This is a genomic window from Streptomyces flavidovirens DSM 40150 (assembly GCF_000429085.1).
Classification (GTDB): Bacteria; Actinomycetota; Actinomycetes; order Streptomycetales; family Streptomycetaceae; genus Streptomyces; species Streptomyces flavidovirens.
Genome location: NZ_AUBE01000004.1, coordinates 277,143 through 301,032 on the forward strand (window position 1 = coordinate 277,143; position 23,890 = coordinate 301,032).

The window sequence follows — 23,890 nt, forward strand, 5'->3', positions numbered from 1 at the left end:
TCATGAGTGACAAGGCTGCAATCTCTAAAAACCTTCTCGACCCGGGCTTCGAGCTGACCCTTCGCCCCATGCGCTACCCGGACTTCTACGAGCGCTACCGGGACGCGATCAAGAACACGTGGACGGTGGAGGAGGTCGACCTCCACTCGGACGTCGCCGACCTCGCGAAGCTCTCGCCCGGTGAGCAGCACATGATCGGCCGGCTGGTCGCGTTCTTCGCGACGGGCGACTCGATCGTCTCCAACAACCTGGTGCTGACCCTCTACAAGCACATCAACTCCCCCGAGGCGCGCCTCTACCTCTCGCGCCAGCTCTTCGAGGAGGCCGTGCACGTCCAGTTCTACTTGACGCTGCTCGACACCTACCTCCCCGACCCGGACGACCGCGCCGCCGCGTTCGACGCGGTGGAGGAGATCCCGTCGATCCGCGAGAAGGCGCAGTTCTGCTTCAAGTGGATGGACTCGGTCGAGAAGATCGACCGCCTGGAGTCGCAGGCCGACCGCCGCCGCTTCCTGCTGAACCTGATCTGCTTCGCGGCGTGCATCGAGGGCCTGTTCTTCTACGGCGCGTTCGCGTACGTCTACTGGTTCCGCTCGCGGGGCCTGCTGCACGGCCTGGCGACCGGCACCAACTGGGTGTTCCGCGACGAGACCATGCACATGAACTTCGCCTTCGAGGTCGTCGACACCGTCCGCAAGGAGGAGCCGGAGCTCTTCGACGACGCCCTCCAGCAGCAGGTCACGGACATGCTCAAGGAAGCCGTCGAGGCGGAGCTCCAGTTCGGCCGCGACCTGTGCGGCGAGGGCCTGCCCGGCATGAACACCGAGTCGATGCGCGAGTACCTCCAGTGCGTCGCGGACCAGCGCCTGGAGCGCCTCGGTTTCCCGCCGGTGTACGGCTCCCAGAACCCGTTCTCCTTCATGGAGCTCCAGGGCGTGCAGGAGCTGACGAACTTCTTCGAGCGCCGCCCGTCGGCGTACCAGGTCGCGGTCGAGGGCTCGGTCGCCTTCGACGACGACTTCTAGTCGAAGATCTGGCGGAGCTGCGGCTGGCGTACGAGACGCTCGAACGCCAGCCGGCGACGACCAGCGGCTGATCGTTCACCTGCCGGCCGACGACAGCACGTCCGCCGCGATGGACCGCCTCACCGGCCGCCGGCCGGGCGTGCTGCGGGCCGTTTCGGGCTGGCGCGGTCGGGGGTTCTCGGCCTGCCTGAGCTGCCGGTCGATGCGGCGTTCCCGGGCGTGGCCGATGAACGACGGGAGGGTGAGGAGTACGAAGAGGACGGTGACCGCGAGGTAGTTCAAGAAGGTTTCCATGACGTCCACTCTGGTCTTCGCGGTGAAGAAAAGTCAGTGGCAGGACTGTCATGGAACCTCGAATTACTGCCACACTGCTCGCATGCTGAAAAACGTGGCCGTGGCGCTCGTCGACGGAGTCAGCCCCTTCGAACTCGGCGTGATATGCGAGGTCTTCGGAATGGACCGGAGCGATCAGGGGCTGCCGGTCTACGACTTCGCGGTCTGCGCCGCCGAACCGGGACCCCTCGCCGCCCGCTCCGCCGCCTTCTCCATCGCCGTACCGCACGGACTCGACCGGCTGGAGAGCGCCGATCTCATCGCTGTCCCCGCCGACCAGCACTGCGAGGCCCGCACCTACCCCGAGCCGCTCCTCGACGCCCTGCGCCGGGCCGTCGACCGTGGGGCGCGGGTGCTCAGCGTCTGCTCGGGCGCGTTCGTACTCGGGGCCGCGGGGCTGCTGGACGGACGCCGGTGCACGACCCACTGGCGGCACTCCGACGAGCTGGCCCGCCGCCATCCGCGCGCGATAGTGGAGCCCGATGTGCTGTACGTCGACGACGGTCCGGTCATCACGTCGGCCGGGACCGCCGCCGGGATCGACGCCTGCCTGCATCTCGTCCGGCAGGAGCACGGCTCGGAGGTCGCCAACACCATCGCCCGCCGCATGGTCGTACCGCCGCACCGCGACGGCGGCCAGGCGCAGTACATCCAACGTCCGCTGACGCACGTGCGCTGCGACACGGTGGGCGGGGTGCTGGCCTGGATGGAGCGGCACCTGGACCAGGAGATGACCGTGGAGCAGCTTGCGGACCGGGCCCACATGTCGCCCCGTACGTTCGCCCGGCGCTTCCTCCAGGAGACGGGCACGACGCCGTACCGCTGGCTTCTGCGCCAGCGGGTGCTGCTGGCGCAGGAGTTGCTGGAGGCGACCGACGACACGGTGGACGCGATCGCGGGCCGCGCGGGCTTCGGGAACGCGGCGGCGCTGCGCCATCAGTTCGTACGGTCACTGGGGACGACCCCGAACGCGTACCGCCGCACCTTCCGGGGGCCGGCGATGGCCGCATAGGGCCTGGCGCCGGCCGCGTGCGAGCGGTAGCCGCTGGTGACAACGGCGGGGAAATCAGTCGTTCGGGACGGTCTCGTAGCGCGGCGTGCCCTCGGCCATCTGCTTCAGCGCGTCCTTGCGGTCGCGCTTCGACAGGCGGTCGATGTACAGGTAGCCGTACAGGTGGTCCGTCTCGTGCTGGAGGCACCGCGCGAAGTAGCCGGTGCCGCGCACCTTGATCGGGTTGCCCTCGGCGTCCTGGCCGTGCACCACCGCGTAGTCGGGGCGGCCCAGTTCGGCGTACGCCGTCGGAACGGACAGGCAGCCCTCATTGGCCTCGTCGAGGTTGCGCTGCTCCTGCGGAAGCTCCTGGAGGACCGGGTTGCAGACCACGCCGACGTGGCGTACGCCGTCGTCGTCCGGGCAGTCGTAGACGAAGACCTTGAGGTCGACACCGATCTGGTTGGCGGCCAGGCCGACACCCTCGGCCGCGCGCTGGCTGGCGAACATGTCGTCGATCAGCGCGGCGAGCTTGTCGTCGAACTCCGTGACGTCCTTGCACTCCTTGTGGAGGACCGGATTCCCGACGACGGTGATGGGGCGGGCGGTGCCGCGCTCGCGGTACGCCCGCTCGCGCTCCTCGGTGTTCTCCGTGTCCACGACGAACCCGTCGTTGATGACCTGCTGGTCCGTCTCCTGCTGCGCCATGTCCGCCGTACGCCTTCCTCAAACCCAGAAACCCAAGAAACCCAGAAATACCGATCCGGTGCCCGTACAGCCTACGGGCAGGCTCCGGCGGACTTCTCAGCAGACTTCTTCGAGATCCCGCCACTCGCGGCTGTCGGGGTTGTCGGCGACCCACCCGTCGAGCAGCCCGCGCACCAGTCCGGCGGGCGCCGCGATGCCGCACTCGCGCTCCGGCAGCCACAGCTCACCGGCGCCGGCCGTGCGGTGCCCGAGCGGACCGGGGTGGCCCGGTTCGCTGTGGTCGTGCGGGTCGAGGTGCTCACCGTCGCCCTCGTCGCTGGGCATCTGCGACTCGGAGCAGGAGCGGCAGAGCAGCCGTACGGACGACGACCAGTCCTCGGCGGCGAACCCCGCGTCGGCCGCCAGCCGCTCCAGGGCGTCCCGGTCCGCCTCGGTGGCCGCCTCCAGCAGGACCACCCAGGTCGGCACGGGCGACGGCGCCCACAGCTCGATCTCGTCGAACACGGGGAAGGACGGGCCCGCGGCGGTGACGCGCTCACCGTGCGGTACGCCGTCGTGCAGGACGACCTCGCCCCAGCGCCGCCCGGAGGACGGCAGCGGGATCGACAGCACCTCGATCCGGGCCGGGTCGAGCCTGCGGCCCCACACCACCTCGGCCTCGCCCTCGGGCGAGAGGCGGACGGCGGCGCTGCCCAGCTCCATGCCGTGGGGCTCGCCGCTCTCGGTGGGCTCGCCGGGGACCTTCAGGCCGTACGCCTGCCAGGCGCGGCGGGCCAGCGGCCAGTCCTGGAGGGCGGTGGCCGCGATGCCGACGTTCCACCAGTCGGGAGCGCCCGTCTCACGGTCGAGGAGCGCGACGGCGCGCAGGCCGGCGGAGCGCGCCTGCTCCCAGTCGTGCCGGAACTTGTGCAGCAGCGCGAGGTTGAACCAGGACTCCGACAACCAGGGTTCGAGGTCCGCCGCGCGTGTCAGCAGCGCTCCCGCGTCCTCGTACCGACCGTCACCGATCAGCGTGAACGCGCGGTCGGTGGCCTGCCGCCACGAGGCGGATGGCCGATGCCGTACCTTCCCGAAGATCTTCACGATTCCCGCCTGTCCCGCCTGCCGGTCGCTGAAGGTCAGTCCCCCCGGACGCCCTCTTGTTCCTCTTCTTCGCATCCAACCATGCCGGGTCGGAGGGCCGCTCATTACCCATGGGTTACCCAGGTGGGGACGGGGTCAGACCGCCCCGTGACAGGACACGCGCCAGGGATTCCACGACCTCGGGCTGATAGTCGCGGCCGGTGCCCAGACGTAGCTGTTCCAGGGCGCTGAGCGGCCCGCCCAGTCCACCTCCGCTTTCCCCCGACAGATCGTCGTATGCATTGACGGCGCGGACGATACGTGCGGAAAGCGGCTGCTCCCGGTAGGGGTCCGCCTGCCGCTCCACGACCACCGCGACCTCGGCGGGGACTCCGGTCTGGCGTACGACCGCTCCCCCCAGCAGGGCGATACGCCGCTGTTCGGCGGGCGGGAGCGAGGCGGTGGCCCCGGCGGGGACGGGGTCGAGGAGTGAGAGCTGTCCGATGTCGTGCATCAGCGCCGCGTACTCCAGGACGGTGAGGTCGGGCTCGGAGAGCCCCAGCTCACGCCCGACGGCGCGGCTGAGCAGCGCGACGCGTCGGGCGTGGCCGTGGGGGGTGTACCCGGCGATCTCGGTGGCGCGGGCGAGTGAGGTGATGGTCTGGCGGTACGTCGTACGGACGGCGGCGTACCGGCGGAAGGACAGCTGCGTCAGCAGCAGGGGCACGCAGAAGACGGGCAGGGCCCACAGCCCGGCGACGGCGACGCCGAGCGCCATGACGGCGCCGGTGGCACAGACGGCGGAGCCGATGCCGAGCAGCGCCCGCAGCTCGTCGCGCAGGAGCGGTCCGTACGGGTAGCCGGTGCGGGCGCGGGCCATGGTGGCGGCGAGAACGGCGTCGCACAGGGCGGTGAGGACGAGGAGAAGCAGGAGTAGGAGCGCGTGGTACGGCCCGTGGCCGATCCACTTCCCCCAGAGCCCGGAGTTGTAGAGCGGCTGAAAACAGACGGCGGCGAACGCGACGGTGAGGACGCGGCGGACGACGTGGTCGAGGGCGGGCCCGTGCCCGGCGGCGATGTGCGGCACGGCGCCGGCGAGGGCGGCCGCGACGACGACGGCGACGACCTGGAGGGCGCCGTGGGTGGTGGGCTGCCCGGCTATCTGGCCGAGCAGGGCGTACGCGAGTGCCCCGGCCGCGCCGAGCGGCGCGGGCTCGCGCTCGGCGGGCAGGGCGGAGGGGGCCCCCGGCACGCCCCACCGGGAAAGCTCACCGAGGACGATGAGCGCCCCGAAGGCGAGCGCGATACCGGGTGCGGTTATCCCGTACCAGAGGGTGTCGCCGAGGGCATAGACGGTGAGGACGACGGCGGCGCCGTACACGAGCAGGAGGGCGAGCACCGGCCCCCTCACGTGCCACGCTCCGCGGACGGAGGGGTTTTTCCTCTACGCGGGAAAGACTCCGCGGGACACCCCTTCGGCCCGGACGCCGGAGCGGGGCTCATGCGGGCCGGCCCGGTTCGTGGGACCGCGCCGCGGCGACCGGGGGGACGGCGTCCCCGCCCGGAACAGGGCCGCAGGAGCCGTCGCCCCCACGCAGTGGCGGGACGTTTCCTCTGGGGTCGGACTGTTCGTCCGAAGTGACCCGGTGGTGCCAGCCCTGGCGGGCCAGCGCCCTGGTGAGCGCCTCCACCATCCGCGGATCGAACTGTGTTCCCGCGCACCGCTCAAGTTCGCGCAGCGCCGTCGCCACCGGCCGCGCCCGCCGGTACGACCGCGTCGACGTCATCGCGTCGAACGCGTCCGCCACGGCGACGACCCGCGCGAACTCCGGAATCTGGCCACCCGCCAGCCCGTACGGATAACCGCTCCCGTCGAGCCGCTCGTGATGGTGCAGGATCGCCGCCCGCGCCTCCCCGAGAAAGCCGATGCCCCGGACCATTTCGTGCCCGTACTCGGGATGCAGCTCGATGATCCGCCGCTCCTCGGGGGTCAGCGGCCCGTCCTTGCGGAGCAGCCGCGTGGGGACGCCGAGTTTGCCGACGTCGTGCAGGATGCCGGCGAAGCGCAGGACCTCGACGCGGTCCTCGTCCATGCCGATCTCGCGGGCGATCATCACGGAGGCGCGGCCGACCCGTTCGCTGTGCCCACGGGTGTACTGGTCCTTGATGTCGACCGCCTGCACGAGGGCGCGGATGGTCGCCTGGTGGGCGGCGCGCTCGCGGTGGTACTGCGCGAAGACCCAGCAGGAGATGTACATGGGCAGCAGGACGAAGAGCGCGGCGAGCGCCCCGTACGGACTGCGCCAGAGCACCGCCATCATCAGCCCGGCGAGCCCGTGCACACAGTGCGGCGCCACCGACCGCAGCAGCAGCCCGCGCCACGCCGTACGCACGGGAAGCCGCTCAGCGGTGCAGAGGATGCCGCCGTCGAGGGCGGTCAGGACCAGGCAGAAGGCGAGGACGGCGGCCCCGGCGGGCAGCAGGACGTACGGAAAATCGGGCGCCGCACCGACCGCCCCGCCCCCCAGCGACGCACCGCCGTCCAGGAACGTGCAGACGTGCGCCGCGGCCCACGCGGCGAGCGCGAGCTGCGCCGCCCGCCAGGCCCGCCGTACCGCGCGCGGGCGCCGCTCGACATGGCCGACGAGCGCACCGGGTACGGCGACGAGCGCGGCGGCCGACGGCGGCAGCAGCAGTACGGCGGCGAACAGCACCGGGAAGAAGGAGCCCGCGCCGACCCGCACCGCACTCACGAGGAACGGCCGCCGCCCGAGCAGCTCGCACGCGGTGTAGAGGGCGGCGAGCAGCGCGGTGGTCGCCCAGGGGGTGCCGGCGCCCGGCCGCAGAGCGGGGAGCGCGCAGCAGACGGCCGCGACCAGCGCACACAGAATGTACGCACGCGCCGTCACTGATAGAGCTCTCACCGGCTTCGCTCCTGTTGTCCCGGTACGCCCGCCACAATTCGTGCGCCAGGCTAGCGAGTTGCCCGGAGCCGGAGACGACGAAGCGGCCGATTAGCACCTTCGAGTGATAATCGGCCGACTTCGCGACAAGCGATGAGGGGGAAGGAGCGGGGTGAGCGGGGAGGCTACGCCTCGTTGGCGGCGGCCGGCAGGTCGGCGGCCGTCGTGGCCGTCACGTCCTGCTCGGGCACGGCCTGCCCCGACCGGATCAGGTCGATACGGCCCATGACCTTGGACCGCAGGTCGGCCGGTACGTCGTCACTGCCGCAGCAGCGCTTGACCAGCTTCTTCACAGCCTGTTCGAGGCCGTACTTCTCCAGGCACGGGGAGCACTCCTCGAAGTGCGACTCGAACTTCGAGCAGTCGCTGTCGGGCATCTCGTGGTCGAGGAACTCGTAGAGATGATCCAGGACCTCAGAGCAGTCAGTCTCGTGCGGCTCTCCGCAGCTCATGAGCCCGAACCTTTCCCGTTGTTCGACTCGCCGGCACCCGCCGGGACCAGCCCGCGCTCACGTGCGTAGTCCTCCAGCATGCCGCGCAACTGGCGGCGGCCCCGGTGCAGCCGGGACATCACCGTGCCGATGGGTGTTCCCATGATGTCCGCGATCTCCTTGTACGCAAAGCCCTCTACATCCGCGAGGTAGACCGCGATGCGGAACTCCTCGGGGATTGCCTGCAGCGCGGACTTGACGTCCGAGTCGGGCAGGTGGTCGAGCGCCTGCGACTCGGCGGAACGCAGGCCGGTCGACATGTGCGACTCGGCGCGCGCGAGCTGCCAGTCCTCGATCTCCTCGGCACCACTGCGCTGAGGTTCCCGCTGCTTCTTCCGGTACGTATTGATGAAGGTGTTCGTCAGAATGCGGTAAAGCCACGCCTTCAGATTCGTACCTTCACGGAACTGGTGGAAGGACCCGTACGCCTTGGCATACGTCTCCTGCACCAGGTCCTCCGCGTCGGCCGGATTGCGCGTCATGCGCAGCGCGGCCGAGTACATCTGGTCGAGGAAACCCAGCGCGTCGCGTTCGAAACGCGCGTTGCGCTCGACGGTGCTCTCCTCCGCCGCCTGGCCGTCGTCGGTCCCTGTGTCGGTCCCAGTGACCGGACCCACCTCCTCCAACGCCGTGGCGGGGCCGAATGCGGACCCGCTCGAATCGGAGGATAGACGACGATCCTGCCCGGCCGCCGCCCGGCGAGGGGCGGCCTTGGCCGCACTGAGCACCGTCCACTCCAGGTCAGCGGTGTTCGAGCGGCTCGGGCAGATGGTCGATCCCATGCGGCGGACTCCCTCTCCACGTACGTGCGGTGTATGTCGACGCACGCAATAACAGAGGTGGGGCGCTCATCATTCCCGCAGCCCGTCGATCCAGTTCCCCACCGCGTCCGTGATCGTTCCGACGACCTCTTCCGAGGTGGTTCCCGCCTTCTTCGGTACGGCGAACCCGTGATCCCCGTAGGGCACCTCCACGAGGTCGTACGCCCCGTCGGGGAACTCCTCGGGCTTCCCGAAGGGATCGTTTCCGCCCTGTACGACCAAGGTGGGGACACCGGCGCCCAGCAGCTCGTCCGCCCGCGACTTCTCGGGCCGGCCGGGCGGGTGCAGCGGGAAGCTGAGGGCGAGCACGGCGTGCGCGCCCAGCTCGGCGGCGGTACGGCACGCCACCCGCGCCCCGGCGCTGCGACCGCCGGACACGACCGGCAGTCCGGGCCGGAGCAGGGCGGGCCACAGCCCGCGCCATCCGGCGTCCAGGGTCTTGGGCGCGGGGGCGACCTTCTTGCCCGCCACCCGCCAGGGCTGCTCCACCAGGGCAACACTCACTCCGCGCGCGGGCAGCGCGGCCGCGAGCCCCTGAAGGTCCCGCGCCCCGATCCCGCCGCCCGCGCCATGGCTCACGGCCAGCACGGCCCAGGGCGCCGGGGCCTCGGCCCAGGTGATGCGCGCCTGCCCGACGTCCGTCTCAACCGTCTCAACCGTCTCACTGTGCGTCACGGCACCCATCCTGCGCCTGCGGCGCGGCGTGCTCAATCACCGCCGCCCCCGCATCCCGGCCCGTCCGGCGTTTGAGGAGCGGGGCCCGGGGGCAGCGCCCCACCGCCCCCGGTGGGGGTCAGAACAGCGTCTCCACCTCCGGCGCAGGCAGCTCCTCCAGCAGCTCCGGCCCGTTGTTGCGCACGTTGCTCACAGCGGTGGTCACCGGATAAGCCCGCATCAGCCCGCCCGGCGGCGGCGCCACCAGCTCCTCCAGGGCCTCGATGTCCGTACGGGCCGGGTCCAGCCACGCGTCCCACCGGTCCGGCGTCAGCATCAGCGGCATCCGGGGGTGGATGTCGGCCAGCGATCCCGGCCCGGCGGCCGGCGCGACCGCCAGCGGCGACTTCTCCGCCTCGGTGGTGATGACGGTGCACGTCACCCACCACGCCTGCGGATGTCCCTCCGGCAGCGTCGGGTCGCGCCAGAAGTCGTACAGTCCCGCCATCGCCATGACCGACCCGTCCGCCGGCGTCACGAAGTACGGCTGCTTTCGTGGCCGCTTCTTCTTCCCCTGCTCCTCCAGCCGCCGCTCGCCGGTCCCGGTGACCCACTCGTAGTAACCGTCGGCCGGAATGAGGCAGCGCCGCGAGACGAACAGCCGCCGGAACGACGGCTTCTCGTGCACCGTCTCCACCCGCGCGTTGATCATCCGTGCCGCGCCCTCGGGTGACTTCGCCCATGAGGGCACGAGCCCCCACTTCAGCTTTCTCAGCTGCCGAACCGGTTGCTTGTCCTGTGCGTCCTTCACAGGACGCTCAAGTACGACGTGCACCTCCTTCGTGGGCGCCACGTTCCAGTCCGGTGCGAGCGCCTCCTTGGGCTCCCACTTCTGCACATCGAACAGCCCGACGAGATCCTCGGGCCTCCGGCTCGCTGCATACCGTCCGCACATAAGTGCCAGACTGCCACGACTGCCCGCACCTCAAGGAGCCGCCCGGAAAATGGACAGCACCCAGCTCGGCGATCTGTGGGACCGCATCTTCGGTACGCAGCCCGATCCCGGCCAGTGGCTTGTGCTCGCAACGGCCGTCGCCGCACTCGCCGTCGTAGTCCCGCACCCCGTCTGGCGTCTGGCGCGCAACGCCATCACCATCGCCCACGAGGGCGGCCACGGCCTGATCGCCCTGCTCACGGGCCGCAGCCTGGACGGCATACGTCTCCACTCCGACACCAGTGGCCTCACCGTCAGCCGGGGCAAGCCGACCGGCATCGGCATGATCCTCACGGCCGCCGCGGGATACACCGCCCCCTCGCTCCTGGGCGTCGGCGGCGCCTGGCTGCTCGCCGCCAACCACATCACGCTGTTCCTGTGGATCGCGACTGCCCTGCTGCTCGCGATGCTGGTGATGATCCGCAACGCGTACGGCGCCCTGACCGTGATCGTCACCGGCGCCGCCTTCCTCCTCATCTCCTGGCTGACGGCCCCGCAGGTGCAGGCGGCCTTCGCCTACGCCGCCGTCTGGTTCATGCTCATCGGTGGCATCCGACCCGCCTTCGAGCTCCAGTCGAAGCGCCGTCACGGCGGCGCCCCGGACTCGGACGCCGACCAGCTGTCGCGGCTCACGCACGTACCGGCCCTGGTGTGGCTGTTGTTCTTCCACACGGTGTCGGTCTGCGCGCTGCTGGGCGGCGGCCGCTGGCTGCTCGGGCTGTGAACCCGCCGTTACTGCGCGCAGCACACGAGCACCAATGAGTTACGCCCCGGTTTCGCCACATTTGATCAAGATCCGGGTTCCCCGCGAGCCATTAAAGTGATGGCCATGACCGAAAGCCCCGTGCACCCCGCCCTCTGGCCCGCCCCCCGCGCGAGCGAAGCCGTCGACGCGACCGTCACCGTGCCCGGATCGAAATCGGTCACCAACCGTGCTCTCGTCCTGGCCTCCCTCGCCGCCGAGCCCGGCTGGCTGCGCCACCCGCTGCGCTCCCGCGACACCCTGCTGATGGCCGACGCGCTGCGCGCGATGGGCGTCGGCATCGAGGAGACCGTGTCGTCCAGCTCGTCCGCCACGGGCGAGCTCGACGGCTCCGGCGAGGCCTGGCGCGTCATCCCGGCGGGTCTGCACGGCCCGGCCACGGTCGACGTCGGCAACGCGGGCACGGTGATGCGCTTCCTGCCGCCCGTCGCGGCGCTCGCCGACGGCGACGTCCGTTTCGACGGCGATCCCCGTTCGTACGAACGCCCCCTCGGCGCGGTCATCGAGGCGCTGCGCACCCTCGGCGCCCGTATCGACGACGACGGCCGCGGCGCGCTCCCGCTGACCGTGCACGGCAGCGGCGCACTGGACGGCGGAGCGGTCGACATCGACGCGTCCTCGTCCTCGCAGTTCGTGAGCGCGCTCCTGCTGTCCGCCCCGCGCTTCAACCAGGGCGTGGAGGTACGTCACACCGGCGCCACCCTCCCCTCCATGCCGCACATCCTGATGACCGTCGACATGCTGCGCGCGGTCGGCGCCCAGGTCGACACCCCCGAGTCCGGCGGTGAGCCCAACGTCTGGCGGGTCTCCCCCGGCGCCCTGCTCGGCCGCGACCTGACCATCGAGCCCGACCTGTCCAACGCCCAGCCGTTCCTCGCCGCCGCCCTGATCACCGGCGGCCGCGTCACCATCCCCGACTGGCCCGAGCGCACCACTCAGCCGGGTGACGCGCTGCGCGAGATCTTCACCGAGATGGGCGGTTCCTGCGAGCTCACCGAGCAGGGCCTCACCTTCACCGGTACGGGCACCGTCCGCGGCATCGACGTGGATCTGAGTGACGTCGGCGAGCTGACCCCCGGCATCGCGGCGGTCGCGGCCCTGGCCGACTCCGAGTCCGTCCTGCGCGGCGTCGCGCACCTGCGGCTGCACGAGACCGACCGGCTGGCCGCCCTCACCAGGGAGATCAACGCGCTCGGCGGCGACGTCACCGAGACCGAGGACGGGCTGCGCATCCGGCCGCGCCGCCTGCACGGCGGGACGTTCCACACGTACCACGACCACCGCATGGCGACCGCGGGCGCGATCATCGGCCTCGCCGTCAAGGACGTACAGATCGAGAACGTGGCGACCACCGCCAAGACACTGCCCGACTTCCCGCAGATGTGGACCGGAATGCTCGACGGAAACTGACGGGGCCTGACGACATGCGCCGCTACGGCAAGAACCCCGACGAGGACGACATCCGGATCCGCCCGAACCGCAAGGGCAACCGGCCTCGCACCCATACCCGCCCCAAGCACGAGGACGCCGTCGAAGGCTTCGTCGTGACCGTCGACCGTGGCCGCATCACCTGCCTCGTCGACGACCGTACGGTGATCGCGATGAAGGCCCGCGAGCTGGGCCGCAAGTCCGTCGTCGTGGGTGACCGGGTCGCCATCGTCGGCGACCTGACGGGCGACAAGGACACCCTGGCCCGCATCGTCCGGGTCGAGCCGCGCCGCTCGGTGCTGCGCCGTACCGCCGACGACGACGATCCGTTCGAGCGGGTGGTCGTTGCCAACGCCGACCAGCTGGCGATCGTCACCGCGCTGGCCGACCCCGAGCCGCGCCCGCGCATGATCGACCGCTGCCTGGTCGCGGCGTACGACGCCGGGCTCACTCCGCTCCTCGTGCTGACCAAGGCGGACCTGGCCCCGGCGGACACCCTCCTGAACGCCTACCGGCCGCTCGGCGTCCCCTACGTCGTGACCAGCCGCGAGGAGCTGGAGAACGGCGCGGCGACCGAGCTGGTGCGCAAGCACCTCGAGGACAAGGTGACGGCTTTCGTCGGCCACTCGGGCGTCGGCAAGACGACCTTGGTCAACACGCTCGTACCGAAGGACCTCTGGCGTACGACCGGCGTCGTCAACGCGGTCACGGGCCGCGGCCGGCACACCACCACCTCGGCGCTCGCGCTGCCGCTCACGGGCGTGCCCGGCTGGGTGATCGACACCCCCGGCGTCCGTTCCTTCGGGCTGAACCACGTGGACCCGTCGCGCGTCATCCTCGCCTTCCCCGACCTGGAGCCGGGGACGGAGAGCTGCCCGCGCGGCTGCAGCCACGACGAGGCGGAGTGCGCGCTGGACCAGTGGGTGGCCGACGGTCACGCCGACCCGGCCAGGCTGGACTCGCTGCGCCGGCTGCTGGCCACGCGCGAGCGGCGCGAAGGCGACTGACCGCGTCACGTTTACGCCTGTTGGCGTCTGGTAAGTGCATAATCGCACCGAGTCAGACGAAGCAGTCACCGACGCGGGGAGGCGACCGACCATGGCGTGGCTGCTGGTGATCGTGGCGGGACTGCTGGAGACCGGCTTCGCCGTGTGCCTGAAGCTGTCCCACGGGTTCACCCGGCTCTGGCCGACGGTCGCCTTCGCCGCGTTCGCGCTGGGCAGCTTCGGCCTGCTGACGCTCGCGCTGAAGAAGCTCGACGTGGGACCGGCGTACGCGGTGTGGACCGGCATCGGCGCCGCCGGCACCGCGATCTACGGGATGGTCTTCCTCGGCGATGTGGTCTCGACGCTGAAGCTGGTCTCGATCTCGTTGGTGATCATCGGCGTCATCGGGCTCCAGCTCTCGGGCTCGGCCCACTGACGCCGCGCCCCGGCCCGCCGTGACCCGCCCCGCCGAGGGCGGTCCGCAGGAGCCGCGCGAAGTCGTCCACCGACGCGGTGGGTGCGACGACGTACGAGAGCGCGAGGCGGACGGTCAGCTCGCAGCGGTGCGCGATGTCCGCTGCCTCCGCCTTCGTACGTCCGGTCCCGAGCGCGGCAAGCGCCCTGTCCCGTACCGCCGCGAGCAGCTCGGCGGGCCCCGGTGAACCGTCGTCGGCCCGGCGCTGGGCGGGCACCGGGGGCACCGAGACGCTGAGGGTGTACCTCGCGGGGCGAGGCGCGGGCAGCCGCTCGCCCCAGCAGCCGGTGAGCAGGGCGCGCACGAGCGGACTGGTGCGGGCGGCGCCGACGGTCCACTCGGCGACGGCCACGAGCCGGTCATGGACGCCCGGCGTCCGCGCGGCCGCCGGGCCGACGGTCCGGTCTGCTGTCCGGCTGCCTGTCCGGTGGGCGGTCCCGCCGGCCAGCGCCCGCTCGACGCCCGCCAGATAGCCGTCGGTCTCACGGCGCACCAGCGCGCGGGCGAGGCCGTCCTTGCTGCCGAACTCGTTGTAGAGGGTCTGCCGCGAGACACCGGCCGCCGCGGCCACGTCGACCATCCGCACCCCGGACCAGGGCCGGCCCGCGAGCGCGGTGAGGGCGGCGTCCAACACGGCCTCTCGCGCTGTGGGCATCGCGTTGCCTCCCCGGCTGCTCCGGTCTCAGGGTTGACGCGCCGCCGGGCACTGTCAATGGCCCGCGCGCCGTGGCGTCCGGCGCGTACGGAGGCGGGACCAGGCCCGCACAGCGAGACCGTGTGGTTTGGGCACAACGCGGTCGATACTGTTCAGTCATGCCCGACTATCACGATGATCTGCGCTTTGCCCATGTCCTCGCGGATGCCGCGGACGCCACGACGATGGAGCGCTTCAAGGCTCTGGATCTCAAGGTCGAGACCAAACCGGACATGACGCCGGTGACGGAGGCCGACAAGGCCGCCGAGGAGCTGATCCGCAGCCATCTGCACCGCGGCCGGCCGCGTGACGCCGTTCTGGGCGAGGAGTACGGGCTCCAGGGCACGGGCCCGCGCCGCTGGGTGGTCGACCCGATCGACGGCACCAAGAACTACGTGCGCGGTGTGCCGGTCTGGGCGACGCTGATCTCACTCATGGAGGCGGGCGAGCACGGCTTCCAGCCCGTGATGGGCGTCGTGTCCGCGCCCGCGCTGGGCCGCCGCTGGTGGGCGGCGAAGGGCGCCGGAGCGTACACGGGGCGCAGCCTCACCTCGGCGACCCGCCTCCACGTCTCCAAGGTCAACGAGATCGCGAACGCGTCCTTCGCGTACTCCTCGCTCAGCGGCTGGGAGGAGCGGGGCCGACTCGACGGCTTCCTGGACCTGACCCGCGACTGCTGGCGGACGCGCGGATACGGCGACTTCTGGCCGTACATGATGGTCGCCGAAGGAGCGGTGGACATCTGCGCGGAGCCTGAGCTCTCGCTCTGGGACATGGCCGCGAACGCGATCATCGTCCAGGAGGCGGGCGGCGTCTTCACCTCCCTCGAAGGGGTGACGGGCCCTCACGGCGGCAACGCGGCGGCGTCCAACGGCCTGCTCCACGAGGAGATGCTGAACTACCTGCGCGGCTAGCGGCTGCGGCCCTCCGTGCGCCGGACACCGGCGCACGGAGGCGTGCGCTCGCCGCAAACACCCTTCCGCGCCCCCTTGTTGCCTTCCCGTCCGGCTGCCACTCTGTGAGTCCCCCCACTTGTGAACTTGTGAATCGGTTCTCGTATCGCTCGATGCCCGCTTCACCAAGGAGGTGGCTCCGTCCATGCTCGTCCGTGACGCCATGAGCACGGTGGTCCTCACCATCGGCCCCGCCCACACGCTCCGCCAGGCAGCCCGTCTGATGGCGGAGCGCCGCGTCGGGGCGGCCGTCGTCCTCGACACCGACGCCGGCGGACTCGGCATTCTGACCGAACGCGACATCCTCATCTCCGTCGGGTCGGGCCAGGACCCCGACCTGGAGACGGCCGGCACCCACACCACCACCGACGTCGTCTTCGCGGCGCCGTCCTGGACGCTGGAGGACGCCGCCGACGCCATGGCGCACGGCGGCTTCCGACACCTGATCGTGCTGGACGGCCAAGGCCCCGTGGGCGTCGTCTCCGTACGCGACATCATCCGCTGCTGGGCACCCGGCCGCAGGCGGGCCCACCCGCAACCGGACGCCCTGGTGGGCTGAACACCGGGCACTGAGCGCGAAAGAGGGCCGGACTCCCCTGGGGGAATCCGGCCCTCCGCCTACGACAAGCGGTCCGTACTAGCCGCGCAGGGCCTGGACCGCGGCTTCCAGCCGCTTGCCGAAGTCACCGTCGGCCTGACGGAAGTTGTTGACCGCGCGCTCCGCGATGTCGTCGCGCGACACCTTGGAGATGAACTGGGCCAGGTTGTCGACGAGACGGCCCTTCTCGTCCTCGGACATCAGGCGGTAGAGGTTGCCCGCCTGGACGAAGTCGTTGTCCTCGGGGTGGTTGGGGGCCTCGTGGTTGCCCGTGGCACCGGTGACCGGCACGGGCTCCCACAGCGGCCTGCCCGTCTGGGCGGGGCCGCCGAAGCTGTTGGGCTCGTAGTTCTTGGTGCCCTTGTGGCGGCCGTCGTACAGGTAGCCGTCACGCGAGTTCGTCCGCGCCTCGGTGGCGTGCGGGCGGTTCACCGGCAGGTGGTCGGCGTTGATGCCGACGCGGTAGCGGTGGGCGTCGCCGTACGCGAAGAGACGGCCCTGGAGCATCTTGTCGGGGGACGGCCCGATGCCCGGCACGAAGTGCGCGGGGCTGAAGATCGACTGCTCGACCTCGGCGAAGATGTTCTCCGGGTTGCGGTTGAGCTCCAGCTTGCCGATCTCGATCGGCGGGTAGTCCGCGTGCGGCCAGACCTTGGTCAGGTCGAACGGGTTGAAGCGGTACGTCGCCGCCTCGGCCGCCGGCATGATCTGCACCTGCACGGTCCAGGACGGGAACTCGCCGCGCTCGATGGCCTCGCGCAGGTCACGCTGGTGCGAGTCCGGGTCGACGCCGGAGAGGCGGTTGGCCTCGTCGGTGGTGAGGTTCTTGATGCCCTGGTCGGTCTTGAAGTGGTACTTGACCCAGAAGACCTCGCCGGCCTCGTTGTTCCACTGGTACGCGTGCGAGCCGTACCCGTTCATGTGGCGCAGCGTCGCCGGGATGCCGCGGTCACCGAACAGCCAGGTCACCTGGTGCGTCGACTCGGGGCTCAGGCCCCAGAAGTCCCACACGTTGTCGGCTTCCTGCGAGCCGGTGTACGGGTCGCGCTTCTGGGTGTGGATGAAGTCGGGGAACTTGATGGCGTCCTTGATGAAGAAGACGGGCGTGTTGTTCCCGACCAGGTCGTAGTTCCCCTCCTCCGTGTAGAACTTCAGCGCGAAACCGCGGGGGTCGCGCACCGCGTCCGCGGAGCCGAGGTTGCCCGCGACGGTGGAGAAGCGCAGGAAGGTCTCGGTCTTCTTGCCGACCTCGGAGAGGAACTGCGCGCGCGTCCACTGCGTGACGTCGCGGGTCACGGTGAAGGTGCCGTACGCGCCGGCGCCACGCGCGTGAACGATGCGCTCCGGGATGCGCTCACGGTTGAAGTGCGCCAGCTTTTCGAGCAGTGCCTGGTCCTGAACCAGAACGGGGCCGCCTACGCCAGCGGTCTCGCTGTTCTGGTTGTCGGCGACCGGCGCGCCGGCCTCCGTGGTAAGCGGTCCCTGCGTCACGTGCGCCTCCTGCGTCATACCTGCAAGTCCTGTCCTTGGCGTTTGCCGCTCCCGATCCTAGAATGGACAATGTCTAAGTCAAGCAAACATCCAAAGTCACACCTGTTCGGGACAGAGTCCCTCCACTGTTAGGCTGGTCCCATGAGTGACCTGTTGGAACGACTGCGCGGACGCGGCTGGCGTATGACCGCTCAGCGGCGCGTCGTGGCCGAAGTCCTCGACGGGGACCACATCCACCTGACCGCCGACGAGGTGCACGCGCGCGCCGTGGCGAAGCTGCCCGAGATCTCGCGGGCGACCGTGTACAACACGCTGGGCGAGATGGTGTCCCTCGGCGAGGTGATCGAGGTGTCCACGGACCGCCGGGCGAAGCGGTACGACCCGAACGCCCACCGCCCGCATCAGCATCTGGTGTGCGCGCGGTGCGGCGCCATACGCGACGTACACCCGGTCGGCAATCCGCTCTCGGACCTGCCGGACTCCGAGCGCTTCGGCTTCACGATCTCGGACGTAGAGGTGACCTACCGGGGCACGTGCCCCAACTGCGCCTCCGCCTGACACCGCCCCGCACCGCGTGAAGGGCCCGGCACCGGATTCCGGTGCCGGGCCCTTCACGCACGTACAGGTGCGCGCGCCTGTGTCCGTATACGACGAAGGCCCGGATCTCTTTCGAGATCCGGGCCTTCGGCTACTTCTTCAGTAGCGGGGACAGGATTTGAACCTGCGACCTCTGGGTTATGAGCCCAGCGAGCTACCGAGCTGCTCCACCCCGCGTCGGTAAACACGACTGTACGTCGCACCACCGACCAGCGCAAATCCGTTCCCGTACGCGGTGAAGAAACGATCCGCCGGCACCCTCTGCCCCACGCGGTCTACGCGGTGAGCTCCTGGTGCAGCGCCTCGCGCAGGCGCGCCGCGCGCTCGGCGACCTCGGCCGGTCCGAGCTCGACGGCCCGCGCGCACCACCGCTCGCCCTCGTCCAGCTCGCCGTGGCGGGCGGCGAGCAGCGCGAGGCGCAGCGCGGCGCGGCCGTGGCCCGCATGCGCGGCGCGGGACCACCACAGGGCGGCCTCCGGCTCGCTGCCCTCGCGGGCCAGCAGCAGACCGAGGTTGAAGGCGCCGTTGCGGCTGCCCGCCTCGGCGGCCTCCCGGTACCAGCGCGCGGCGCCCTCCAGGTCGCCCCGGCCGGCGGCGAGCATGCCGACGCGCACCTGCGCGCGGCGGTGGCCCTGCTCGGCGGCCCGCTCGTACCACTCCTCGCACTCGGTCTTCTCGTTCAGCGTCTCGCCGAGCCCGGGCGGGCCGGCGGGGGCTTGCCTGCGGTCGAGCAGCGTGGCGAGGCGGAAGGCCGCCTCGGCGCTGCCGCTGCCCGCGGCGCAGCGCAGATGCCGCTCGGCGTCCTGCTCCTCGCCGTCGCGCAGCAGGGCGATGCCGACCTGGAGTGCGGCCTCCGTGTGCCCGGCGGCGGCGGCGCGCTCGTACCAGACGAAGGCCGTACGGTCGTCGTCGCGACCCGCGTAGAGGATGCCGAGATTGAAGGCGGCGTCGACGCTGCCGGCCTCGGCGGCCTTGGAGAACCAGGGCTCGGCGCCGGCCGCGTCGCCGCCCTGGAGCAGCAGGACGGCGAGCGCGTTGGCGGCCTCGCGGTGGCCCGCGTAGGCGGCGCGGCGGTACCACTGGTCGGCCTGGGCGGTACGCCCCTGGGCGGCGCAGAGGAGCCCGAGGTTGTACGCGCCGTTCACGTCACCGGCGTCGAGGGCGGCGCGGTACCAGCGCTCGGCGGTCTGCTGCTCACCGCGCGCGGCGTGCAGAGCGCCCAGCGCGTTGGCCGCGTTGCCGTCGCCGTCCTGGGCGGCGCGCAGCCACCACACGGCGGCGCTCTCCTCGTCACCGGCGTCGCGCAGCAGGAAGCCCAGCGCGCACGCGGCCCGGGCCTCGCCGTCCTTGGCGGAGGTGAGGTACCAGCGGCCGGCCTCCTTGAGTTCGCCGCGCTCCTCCAGGATGGCGCCGAGGTGCAGGGCGGCACGCCGGTGCCCGCGCGCGGCGGCCTGCCGGTACCACTGCTCGGCCTCCACGGCAGGAGGCACCGTCCCGGCACCGGTCCCCGAGTGCCGGGTCCCCGTGCTGTGCTGCCCGGCGCCGGTACGACGGCTTCCGCTCCCCACGGCGTGACGCGTACCGGTGCCGGCCCCCGGACCCGCACCAACCGGCTCAGTGTCCACAGGAGCCCGGCGCGTCCCTGTGACCGGGCCCGTACCACCGGACTCCCCGGCAACCGGTCCAGTGCCCGTAGGGGAGCCGTCGCCGGCCCCCCCGTATCCCGCGTAACGCGTGCCCGAGGAGCCGAGACCGGAGCCGGTGCCGGTGCCGTGGCCGGTACCCGCCACCGCACCGGCACCGGGGAGGCGGGTACCCGTGTCGAAGTCGAGGTGGCCACGGCCCCTGACGGCACCGGTGCGGGATCCGGAGCCGCCGGCCACGCCGCCGCCGGCCATCCCGGCGGCGGCCACGCCGGTTCGCGCCTCGGCGGCGGCGCGGCGGTCCAGCGTGCGGGCCAGGCGGTACGCCGCTTCGCGGTGCCCCTGCTCGGCGGCGGCGCGCAGCCACCGCTCGGCGCCCACGTCGCTGCGGTGTTCCAGGAGGTCGGCGAGGGCGTAGGCCCCCAGGGCGTGCCCCTGCTCGGCGGACTGGCGCAGCCAGTACTCGGCGGCGGGCTCGTCGCCGCGCTCCCGGTAGTGGCGGCCGAGCGCGTGCGCGGCGGCCGCGGACCCGGCCACGGCGGCGATGCGCCACCAGCCGGCCGCCTCGTCGGCGTATCCGCGCTGGTGGAGGAGAACACCAAGATTGTTCGCGGCGGCGCGGTCGCCGTCGGCGGTCGCGGCGCGCAGGTGCGGCTCGGCGCCGTCGAGGTCGCCGCGGCGCAGCAGCAGCGAGCCGAGCACGCTCATGGACTCCGTGTCGCCGTTCTCAGCGGCGCGGCGGTGCCTCGCCTCGGTCTCGTCCTCGGCGGTATCCACGGTGTCAACAGCGTGCTCCTGGTGTCGCTGCACAAACCGCCCTGTCTCCAACAGAGTTGCCCTGTCCCCCATAAAAGCCATCGTCGCACCACCCGCAACCCGCGTACACCTGGTATACCGCAGCCAGTGAGGTCACTTCAGCGTTTTGTCGACATGCCCACAGAGAGACACTCCAAACGCCTAATCCCCAACTCCGCCCCCCAGAACGACGCTTCGCACGGGCGCGCGAGCATCCGCGCGCACAACAAAGGCCCGGATCTCTTTCGAGATCCGGGCCCTCGTCTTCTTCTTCAGTAGCGGGGACAGGATTTGAACCTGCGACCTCTGGGTTATGAGCCCAGCGAGCTACCGAGCTGCTCCACCCCGCGCCGTTGTGTTCAAACAGTACCACGGCGCGGGGATGTCCCAGCTCAGCTGCCCTTCTGGTCGCCCTTCTCGTCCTGCCCGGCCTGCTTGCCCTCGGCGCCGGGCGTGGCCGGCGTCTCGGTCCTGGCCTCCGCGTCGGCGGCCCGCTGCAGCGCGTCCTGGAGCTTCTCCTGCGCCTCGCCGTACGCGGTCCAGTCCTGCTGCTTCAGCGCCTCCTCGCCCTCGTCGTACGCCTTCTGGGCGTCCTCGATGGCCTTCTGGAGCGACACGTCGCCGTCGGACGGCGGCCTGGTGGTGTCGTCGTCACCGTCGCCCGGCGGTGGCGGCGTTTCGCCCTCCTCGCCGAAGACGGCGTTCAGCGCCTCACCGAGCGTGTTCTTGAAGACGGTCTCCCTGCCGTACGAGACGGCGACCTTCTTCAGGAGCGGATAGGCGTTGTTGCCCTGGGCGTACACCGGCTCGACGTACAGGAAGCCGTCGTTCAGCGGGATCGTCAGCAGGTTGCCGTACTCGATGTCCGAGTTGGCGCCCTTCATGTTCCTGACGAACTCGGCGACTTCGGCATTGCTGTTGAGCCGGTTCTGCACCTGCTGCGGTCCAGGGACGTCGCCCGTGACTCTCAGGAGCCTTATCGTGCCGTAGTCCTTGCTCGACGCGTCGGCGTCGACCGCCATGAACGCTCCCAGGTTCGGGCGCCCGTTGGGGGTGAAGGTCGTCGTCAGCGAGAACTTCCGGTCCTGCTCCTGCGGCATCTTCAGGCTCAGGTAGTACGGCGGTACGGAGCTCTTCTCGCCCGTCGTCGGGTCGTCCGGCACCTGCCACGCGTCACTGCCGCTGTAGAACTGCGACGGGCTCTCGACGTGGTAGCGGGTGAGCAGCTCGCGCTGCACCTTGAAGAGGTCCTGCGGGTAGCGCAGGTGCTCCATCAGCGCCGGGGCGATGTCGCCCTTGGGCTTCACCGTGTCCGGGAACGCCTTCATCCAGGTCTTCAGCACCGGGTCCTTGGTGTCCCACTGGTACAGCTGGACCGTGCCGTCGTACGCGTCGACGGTGGCCTTCACCGAGTTGCGGATGTAGTTGACCTGGTTCTGCTGGGCGATCACCGCGCGCTGGCTGTCGGTCTGCGACAGCGAGTCGGCCGTCGTGTCCCCCAGCGTCGTACGCGAGGCGTAGGGGTAGCCGTTGGTGGTGGTGTACGCGTCGACGATCCACTGGACCCGCCCGTTGACGACCGCCGGGTAGGCGTCGCCGTCGAGGGACAGCCACGGCGCGACCGCCTCGACGCGCTCCTTGGGCGTGCGGTTGTAGAGGATCCGCGAGCCCTCGCCGATGGCTCCCGAGTAGAGGATCTGCGGCTCACTGAAGGCCACGGCGTACGCGGCGCGGTTCAGCGCGTTCGACAGATTGACGCCGCTCTTGCCCTTGTAGCTGGTGGTCTTGGTGGGCTCGCCGTTCTTCTCGTAGTCGAGCTCCTTCTGCGGGCCGCCCACGATCGAGTACTGCTCGGTCTTCTCGCCGTAGTAGATCCGCTGCTCGTACTTGCCGAGCATGCCCTGGGACGGCAGGCCGGACTCGGTGAAGTCCGGGGCGCCCTCGGTGTCCGGCTTGACCGCCGTGCCCTTGGCCGCGACCACGCCGTATCCGTGGGTGTACGTGAAGTGGTCGTTGATCCAGTTCCGCTTGGGGATGCCCTGGAGGTCGAGCTCGCGCAGACCGACGACCGTGTCCTGGCCCTTGTACCGGTCCACGTCCAGCGTCGCGGGGAACTGGTAGTACTTGCGCTCCTGCTGGAGCTGGTCGAAGGTCGGCGGGACGACGTTCGGGTCGATCAGCCGGTAGCTGGCCGCCGTGTCGGCGTCCTTGCGCAGCCGGGCGTTGTCCTTGCTGTCGCCGACGCCCTGGTAGTCGTCCACCTTCGCGTCATCGATGTCGTACGCCTTACGCGTCGCGTCGATGTTCTTCTTGATGTACGGCGCTTCCTTGGCCTGCTCGTTCGGCTGGACCTGGAACTTCTGCACGATCGCCGGGTAGAGCCCGCCGATGAGGATCGCCGAGAGCACCATCAGGCCGAAGCCGATGACGGGCAGCTGCCAGGTGCGGCGCCACAGCGTCGCGAAGAACAGCAGCGCGCAGATGACGGCGATGCAGAAGAGGATCGTCTTCGCCGGGAGGTAGGCGTTGGCGTCGACGTACCGCAGACCGGCCCAGTTGCCCGTGGCCTTGAAGTCGCTGGACTTGACCGCGAGGCCGTACCGGTCGAGCCAGTACGCGACGGCCTTCAGCGCCACGAAGAGGCCGAGCAGCACCGACAGGTGTCCGGTCGCCGCGGCGGTGGCCCGCGCGCCCGGACTGGTGATCCGCAGGCCGCCGTACAGGTAGTGCACCATCGCGGCGGCGATCAGGGAGAGCACGGTGGCCGCGAAGCCGAAGCCGAGCAGGAAGCGGTACCAGGGCAGGTCGAACGCGAAGAACGACACGTCGAGCTGGAACTGCGGGTCCTTCTGGCCGAAGGGCACGCCGTTGACCCACATGAGCCAGGTACGCCACTGCCCGGAAGCGGAGGCTCCGGCGATCAGCCCGACCAGAGTGGTGACCGCGAGGAGCACCCACTTCTTGTACGGGGCGATGCCCATCCGGTAGCGGTCCAGGTTCTGCTGCTCCAGCGACATCGCGCTCAGCGGCGGCCTGAGCCGGTGCGCGAGCCAGATGTTCACGCCGACGGCCAGGGCCATCAGCAGGCCGAAGACGGCGAAGAGGCCGATCTTGGTCCACAGGGTGGTGGTGAAAACGGACGAATATCTGACCGAGCGGTACCAGAGCCAGTCCGTCCAGAACCCGGCGAACATGACGAAAGCCATGGCCAGGACGGCCAGAACGCCCAATGTCATCAGCAGGGTACGGACACGCCGGGACGGGCGGCCGACTCTGATCCGTGGCCCTGTCGGGCCTCCGCCGCGGTCCGGCATCTGGAAAGCCAAGGTGCGCACCTCGAAAGTTCGCTGTCGTAGGAGCAGGCTCCGCGATCGTAGAGCCCACTCATGCAACTTACTGAAGCTTTACTCAGTTCCCGCTTTGGG

22 protein-coding genes and 2 tRNA genes are annotated in these 23,890 nt (G+C 70.6%); 9 read left to right on the plus strand and 15 right to left on the minus strand.

Annotation, left to right across the window (positions count from 1 at the left end):
* Positions 1–2: 2 nt before the first annotated feature.
* Positions 3–1,025 (plus strand): ribonucleotide-diphosphate reductase subunit beta, encoded by a 1,023-nt coding sequence (locus tag G412_RS0108595; RefSeq protein WP_028811737.1) that lies wholly within the window; start codon positions 3–5, stop codon positions 1,023–1,025.
* 75 nt (positions 1,026–1,100) lie between these two features.
* Here G412_RS0108595 and G412_RS39580 read toward each other — a convergent pair whose 3' ends face one another.
* Positions 1,101–1,319, minus strand: a complete 219-nt coding sequence (locus tag G412_RS39580) for a hypothetical protein (protein WP_028811738.1) — start codon at positions 1,317–1,319, stop codon at positions 1,101–1,103.
* Positions 1,320–1,401: 82 nt separating this feature from the next.
* On the opposite strand from G412_RS39580, the gene G412_RS0108605 reads away from it, so the two are divergent.
* A complete protein-coding gene (locus G412_RS0108605) occupies positions 1,402–2,370 on the plus strand; it encodes a helix-turn-helix domain-containing protein (RefSeq protein WP_028811739.1) in 969 nt (322 codons plus the stop codon).
* A gap of 54 nt (positions 2,371–2,424) precedes the next feature.
* On the opposite strand, the gene def is transcribed toward G412_RS0108605, so the two are convergent.
* The 8 genes from def to G412_RS0108645 form a co-directional block, all read right to left on the minus strand.
* Positions 2,425–3,057: a peptide deformylase gene (gene def, locus G412_RS0108610; RefSeq protein WP_028811740.1), complete on the minus strand. Its 633-nt coding sequence runs from the start codon at positions 3,055–3,057 to the stop codon at positions 2,425–2,427.
* A gap of 96 nt (positions 3,058–3,153) precedes the next feature.
* Positions 3,154–4,140, minus strand: coding sequence for a tetratricopeptide repeat protein (locus tag G412_RS0108615; RefSeq protein WP_028811741.1), 987 nt, complete (start codon positions 4,138–4,140; stop codon positions 3,154–3,156).
* A gap of 115 nt (positions 4,141–4,255) precedes the next feature.
* A complete protein-coding gene (locus G412_RS0108620) occupies positions 4,256–5,530 on the minus strand; it encodes an HD-GYP domain-containing protein (RefSeq protein WP_028811742.1) in 1,275 nt (424 codons plus the stop codon).
* A gap of 88 nt (positions 5,531–5,618) precedes the next feature.
* Complete coding sequence (locus G412_RS0108625) at positions 5,619–7,043, minus strand: HD-GYP domain-containing protein (protein WP_028811743.1); 1,425 nt, start codon at positions 7,041–7,043, stop codon at positions 5,619–5,621.
* Between the two features lie 164 nt (positions 7,044–7,207).
* Positions 7,208–7,534, minus strand: a complete 327-nt coding sequence (gene rsrA, locus G412_RS0108630; RefSeq protein WP_028811744.1) for a mycothiol system anti-sigma-R factor — start codon at positions 7,532–7,534, stop codon at positions 7,208–7,210.
* Complete coding sequence (locus G412_RS0108635) at positions 7,531–8,190, minus strand: sigma-70 family RNA polymerase sigma factor (protein WP_028811745.1); 660 nt, start codon at positions 8,188–8,190, stop codon at positions 7,531–7,533. Before G412_RS0108635 ends, rsrA begins: the two co-directional genes overlap by 4 nt.
* 234 nt (positions 8,191–8,424) lie before the next feature.
* Entirely contained in the window at positions 8,425–9,069 is a 645-nt protein-coding gene (locus G412_RS0108640; protein ID WP_244282886.1) for an alpha/beta hydrolase family protein, read from the minus strand.
* Positions 9,070–9,187: 118 nt separating this feature from the next.
* The gene (locus G412_RS0108645) at positions 9,188–10,003 is read right to left on the minus strand and encodes an SOS response-associated peptidase (protein WP_028811747.1); all 816 of its coding nucleotides are present in this window, start codon (positions 10,001–10,003) and stop codon (positions 9,188–9,190) included.
* Positions 10,004–10,052: 49 nt separating this feature from the next.
* On the opposite strand from G412_RS0108645, the gene G412_RS0108650 reads away from it, so the two are divergent.
* The 4 genes from G412_RS0108650 to G412_RS0108665 all read left to right on the plus strand — a co-directional run bounded on the left by G412_RS0108650 (position 10,053) and on the right by G412_RS0108665 (position 13,655).
* The gene (locus G412_RS0108650) at positions 10,053–10,766 is read left to right on the plus strand and encodes a M50 family metallopeptidase (RefSeq protein WP_028811748.1); all 714 of its coding nucleotides are present in this window, start codon (positions 10,053–10,055) and stop codon (positions 10,764–10,766) included.
* Positions 10,767–10,871: 105 nt separating this feature from the next.
* On the plus strand, positions 10,872–12,215 hold the full coding sequence (aroA, locus tag G412_RS0108655) for a 3-phosphoshikimate 1-carboxyvinyltransferase (protein WP_028811749.1): 1,344 nt from the start codon (positions 10,872–10,874) through the stop codon (positions 12,213–12,215).
* Between the two features lie 14 nt (positions 12,216–12,229).
* Positions 12,230–13,240 (plus strand): ribosome small subunit-dependent GTPase A, encoded by a 1,011-nt coding sequence (rsgA, locus tag G412_RS0108660; protein ID WP_028811750.1) that lies wholly within the window; start codon positions 12,230–12,232, stop codon positions 13,238–13,240.
* A gap of 91 nt (positions 13,241–13,331) precedes the next feature.
* Positions 13,332–13,655 (plus strand): DMT family transporter, encoded by a 324-nt coding sequence (locus G412_RS0108665; protein WP_028811751.1) that lies wholly within the window; start codon positions 13,332–13,334, stop codon positions 13,653–13,655.
* On the opposite strand, the gene G412_RS0108670 is transcribed toward G412_RS0108665, so the two are convergent.
* Complete coding sequence (locus tag G412_RS0108670; protein ID WP_028811752.1) at positions 13,621–14,349, minus strand: TetR/AcrR family transcriptional regulator; 729 nt, start codon at positions 14,347–14,349, stop codon at positions 13,621–13,623. The two genes, G412_RS0108665 and G412_RS0108670, sit on opposite strands and share 35 nt — an antisense overlap.
* 158 nt (positions 14,350–14,507) lie before the next feature.
* On the opposite strand from G412_RS0108670, the gene hisN reads away from it, so the two are divergent.
* Both hisN and G412_RS0108680 read left to right on the plus strand, forming a co-directional pair.
* Positions 14,508–15,302 (plus strand): histidinol-phosphatase, encoded by a 795-nt coding sequence (gene hisN / locus G412_RS0108675; protein ID WP_028811753.1) that lies wholly within the window; start codon positions 14,508–14,510, stop codon positions 15,300–15,302.
* Between the two features lie 184 nt (positions 15,303–15,486).
* A complete protein-coding gene (locus tag G412_RS0108680; RefSeq protein WP_028811754.1) occupies positions 15,487–15,900 on the plus strand; it encodes a CBS domain-containing protein in 414 nt (137 codons plus the stop codon).
* Positions 15,901–15,978: 78 nt separating this feature from the next.
* Here G412_RS0108680 and G412_RS0108685 read toward each other — a convergent pair whose 3' ends face one another.
* The gene (locus G412_RS0108685; protein ID WP_028811755.1) at positions 15,979–17,430 is read right to left on the minus strand and encodes a catalase; all 1,452 of its coding nucleotides are present in this window, start codon (positions 17,428–17,430) and stop codon (positions 15,979–15,981) included.
* A gap of 141 nt (positions 17,431–17,571) precedes the next feature.
* On the opposite strand from G412_RS0108685, the gene G412_RS0108690 reads away from it, so the two are divergent.
* On the plus strand, positions 17,572–17,988 hold the full coding sequence (locus G412_RS0108690; RefSeq protein ID WP_028811756.1) for a Fur family transcriptional regulator: 417 nt from the start codon (positions 17,572–17,574) through the stop codon (positions 17,986–17,988).
* A 142-nt stretch (positions 17,989–18,130) separates the two neighbouring features.
* Here G412_RS0108690 and G412_RS0108695 read toward each other — a convergent pair.
* From G412_RS0108695 to G412_RS0108710, 4 genes are all read right to left on the minus strand, one after another.
* Positions 18,131–18,204: transfer RNA gene (locus tag G412_RS0108695), tRNA-Met, on the minus strand.
* A gap of 98 nt (positions 18,205–18,302) precedes the next feature.
* On the minus strand, positions 18,303–20,528 hold the full coding sequence (locus G412_RS0108700) for a tetratricopeptide repeat protein (RefSeq protein WP_028811757.1): 2,226 nt from the start codon (positions 20,526–20,528) through the stop codon (positions 18,303–18,305).
* Between the two features lie 213 nt (positions 20,529–20,741).
* Positions 20,742–20,815 (minus strand) — tRNA-Met (locus G412_RS0108705).
* A 42-nt stretch (positions 20,816–20,857) separates the two neighbouring features.
* A complete protein-coding gene (locus tag G412_RS0108710; RefSeq protein WP_078606879.1) occupies positions 20,858–23,779 on the minus strand; it encodes a UPF0182 family membrane protein in 2,922 nt (973 codons plus the stop codon).
* Between the last annotated feature and the right edge of the window lie 111 nt (positions 23,780–23,890).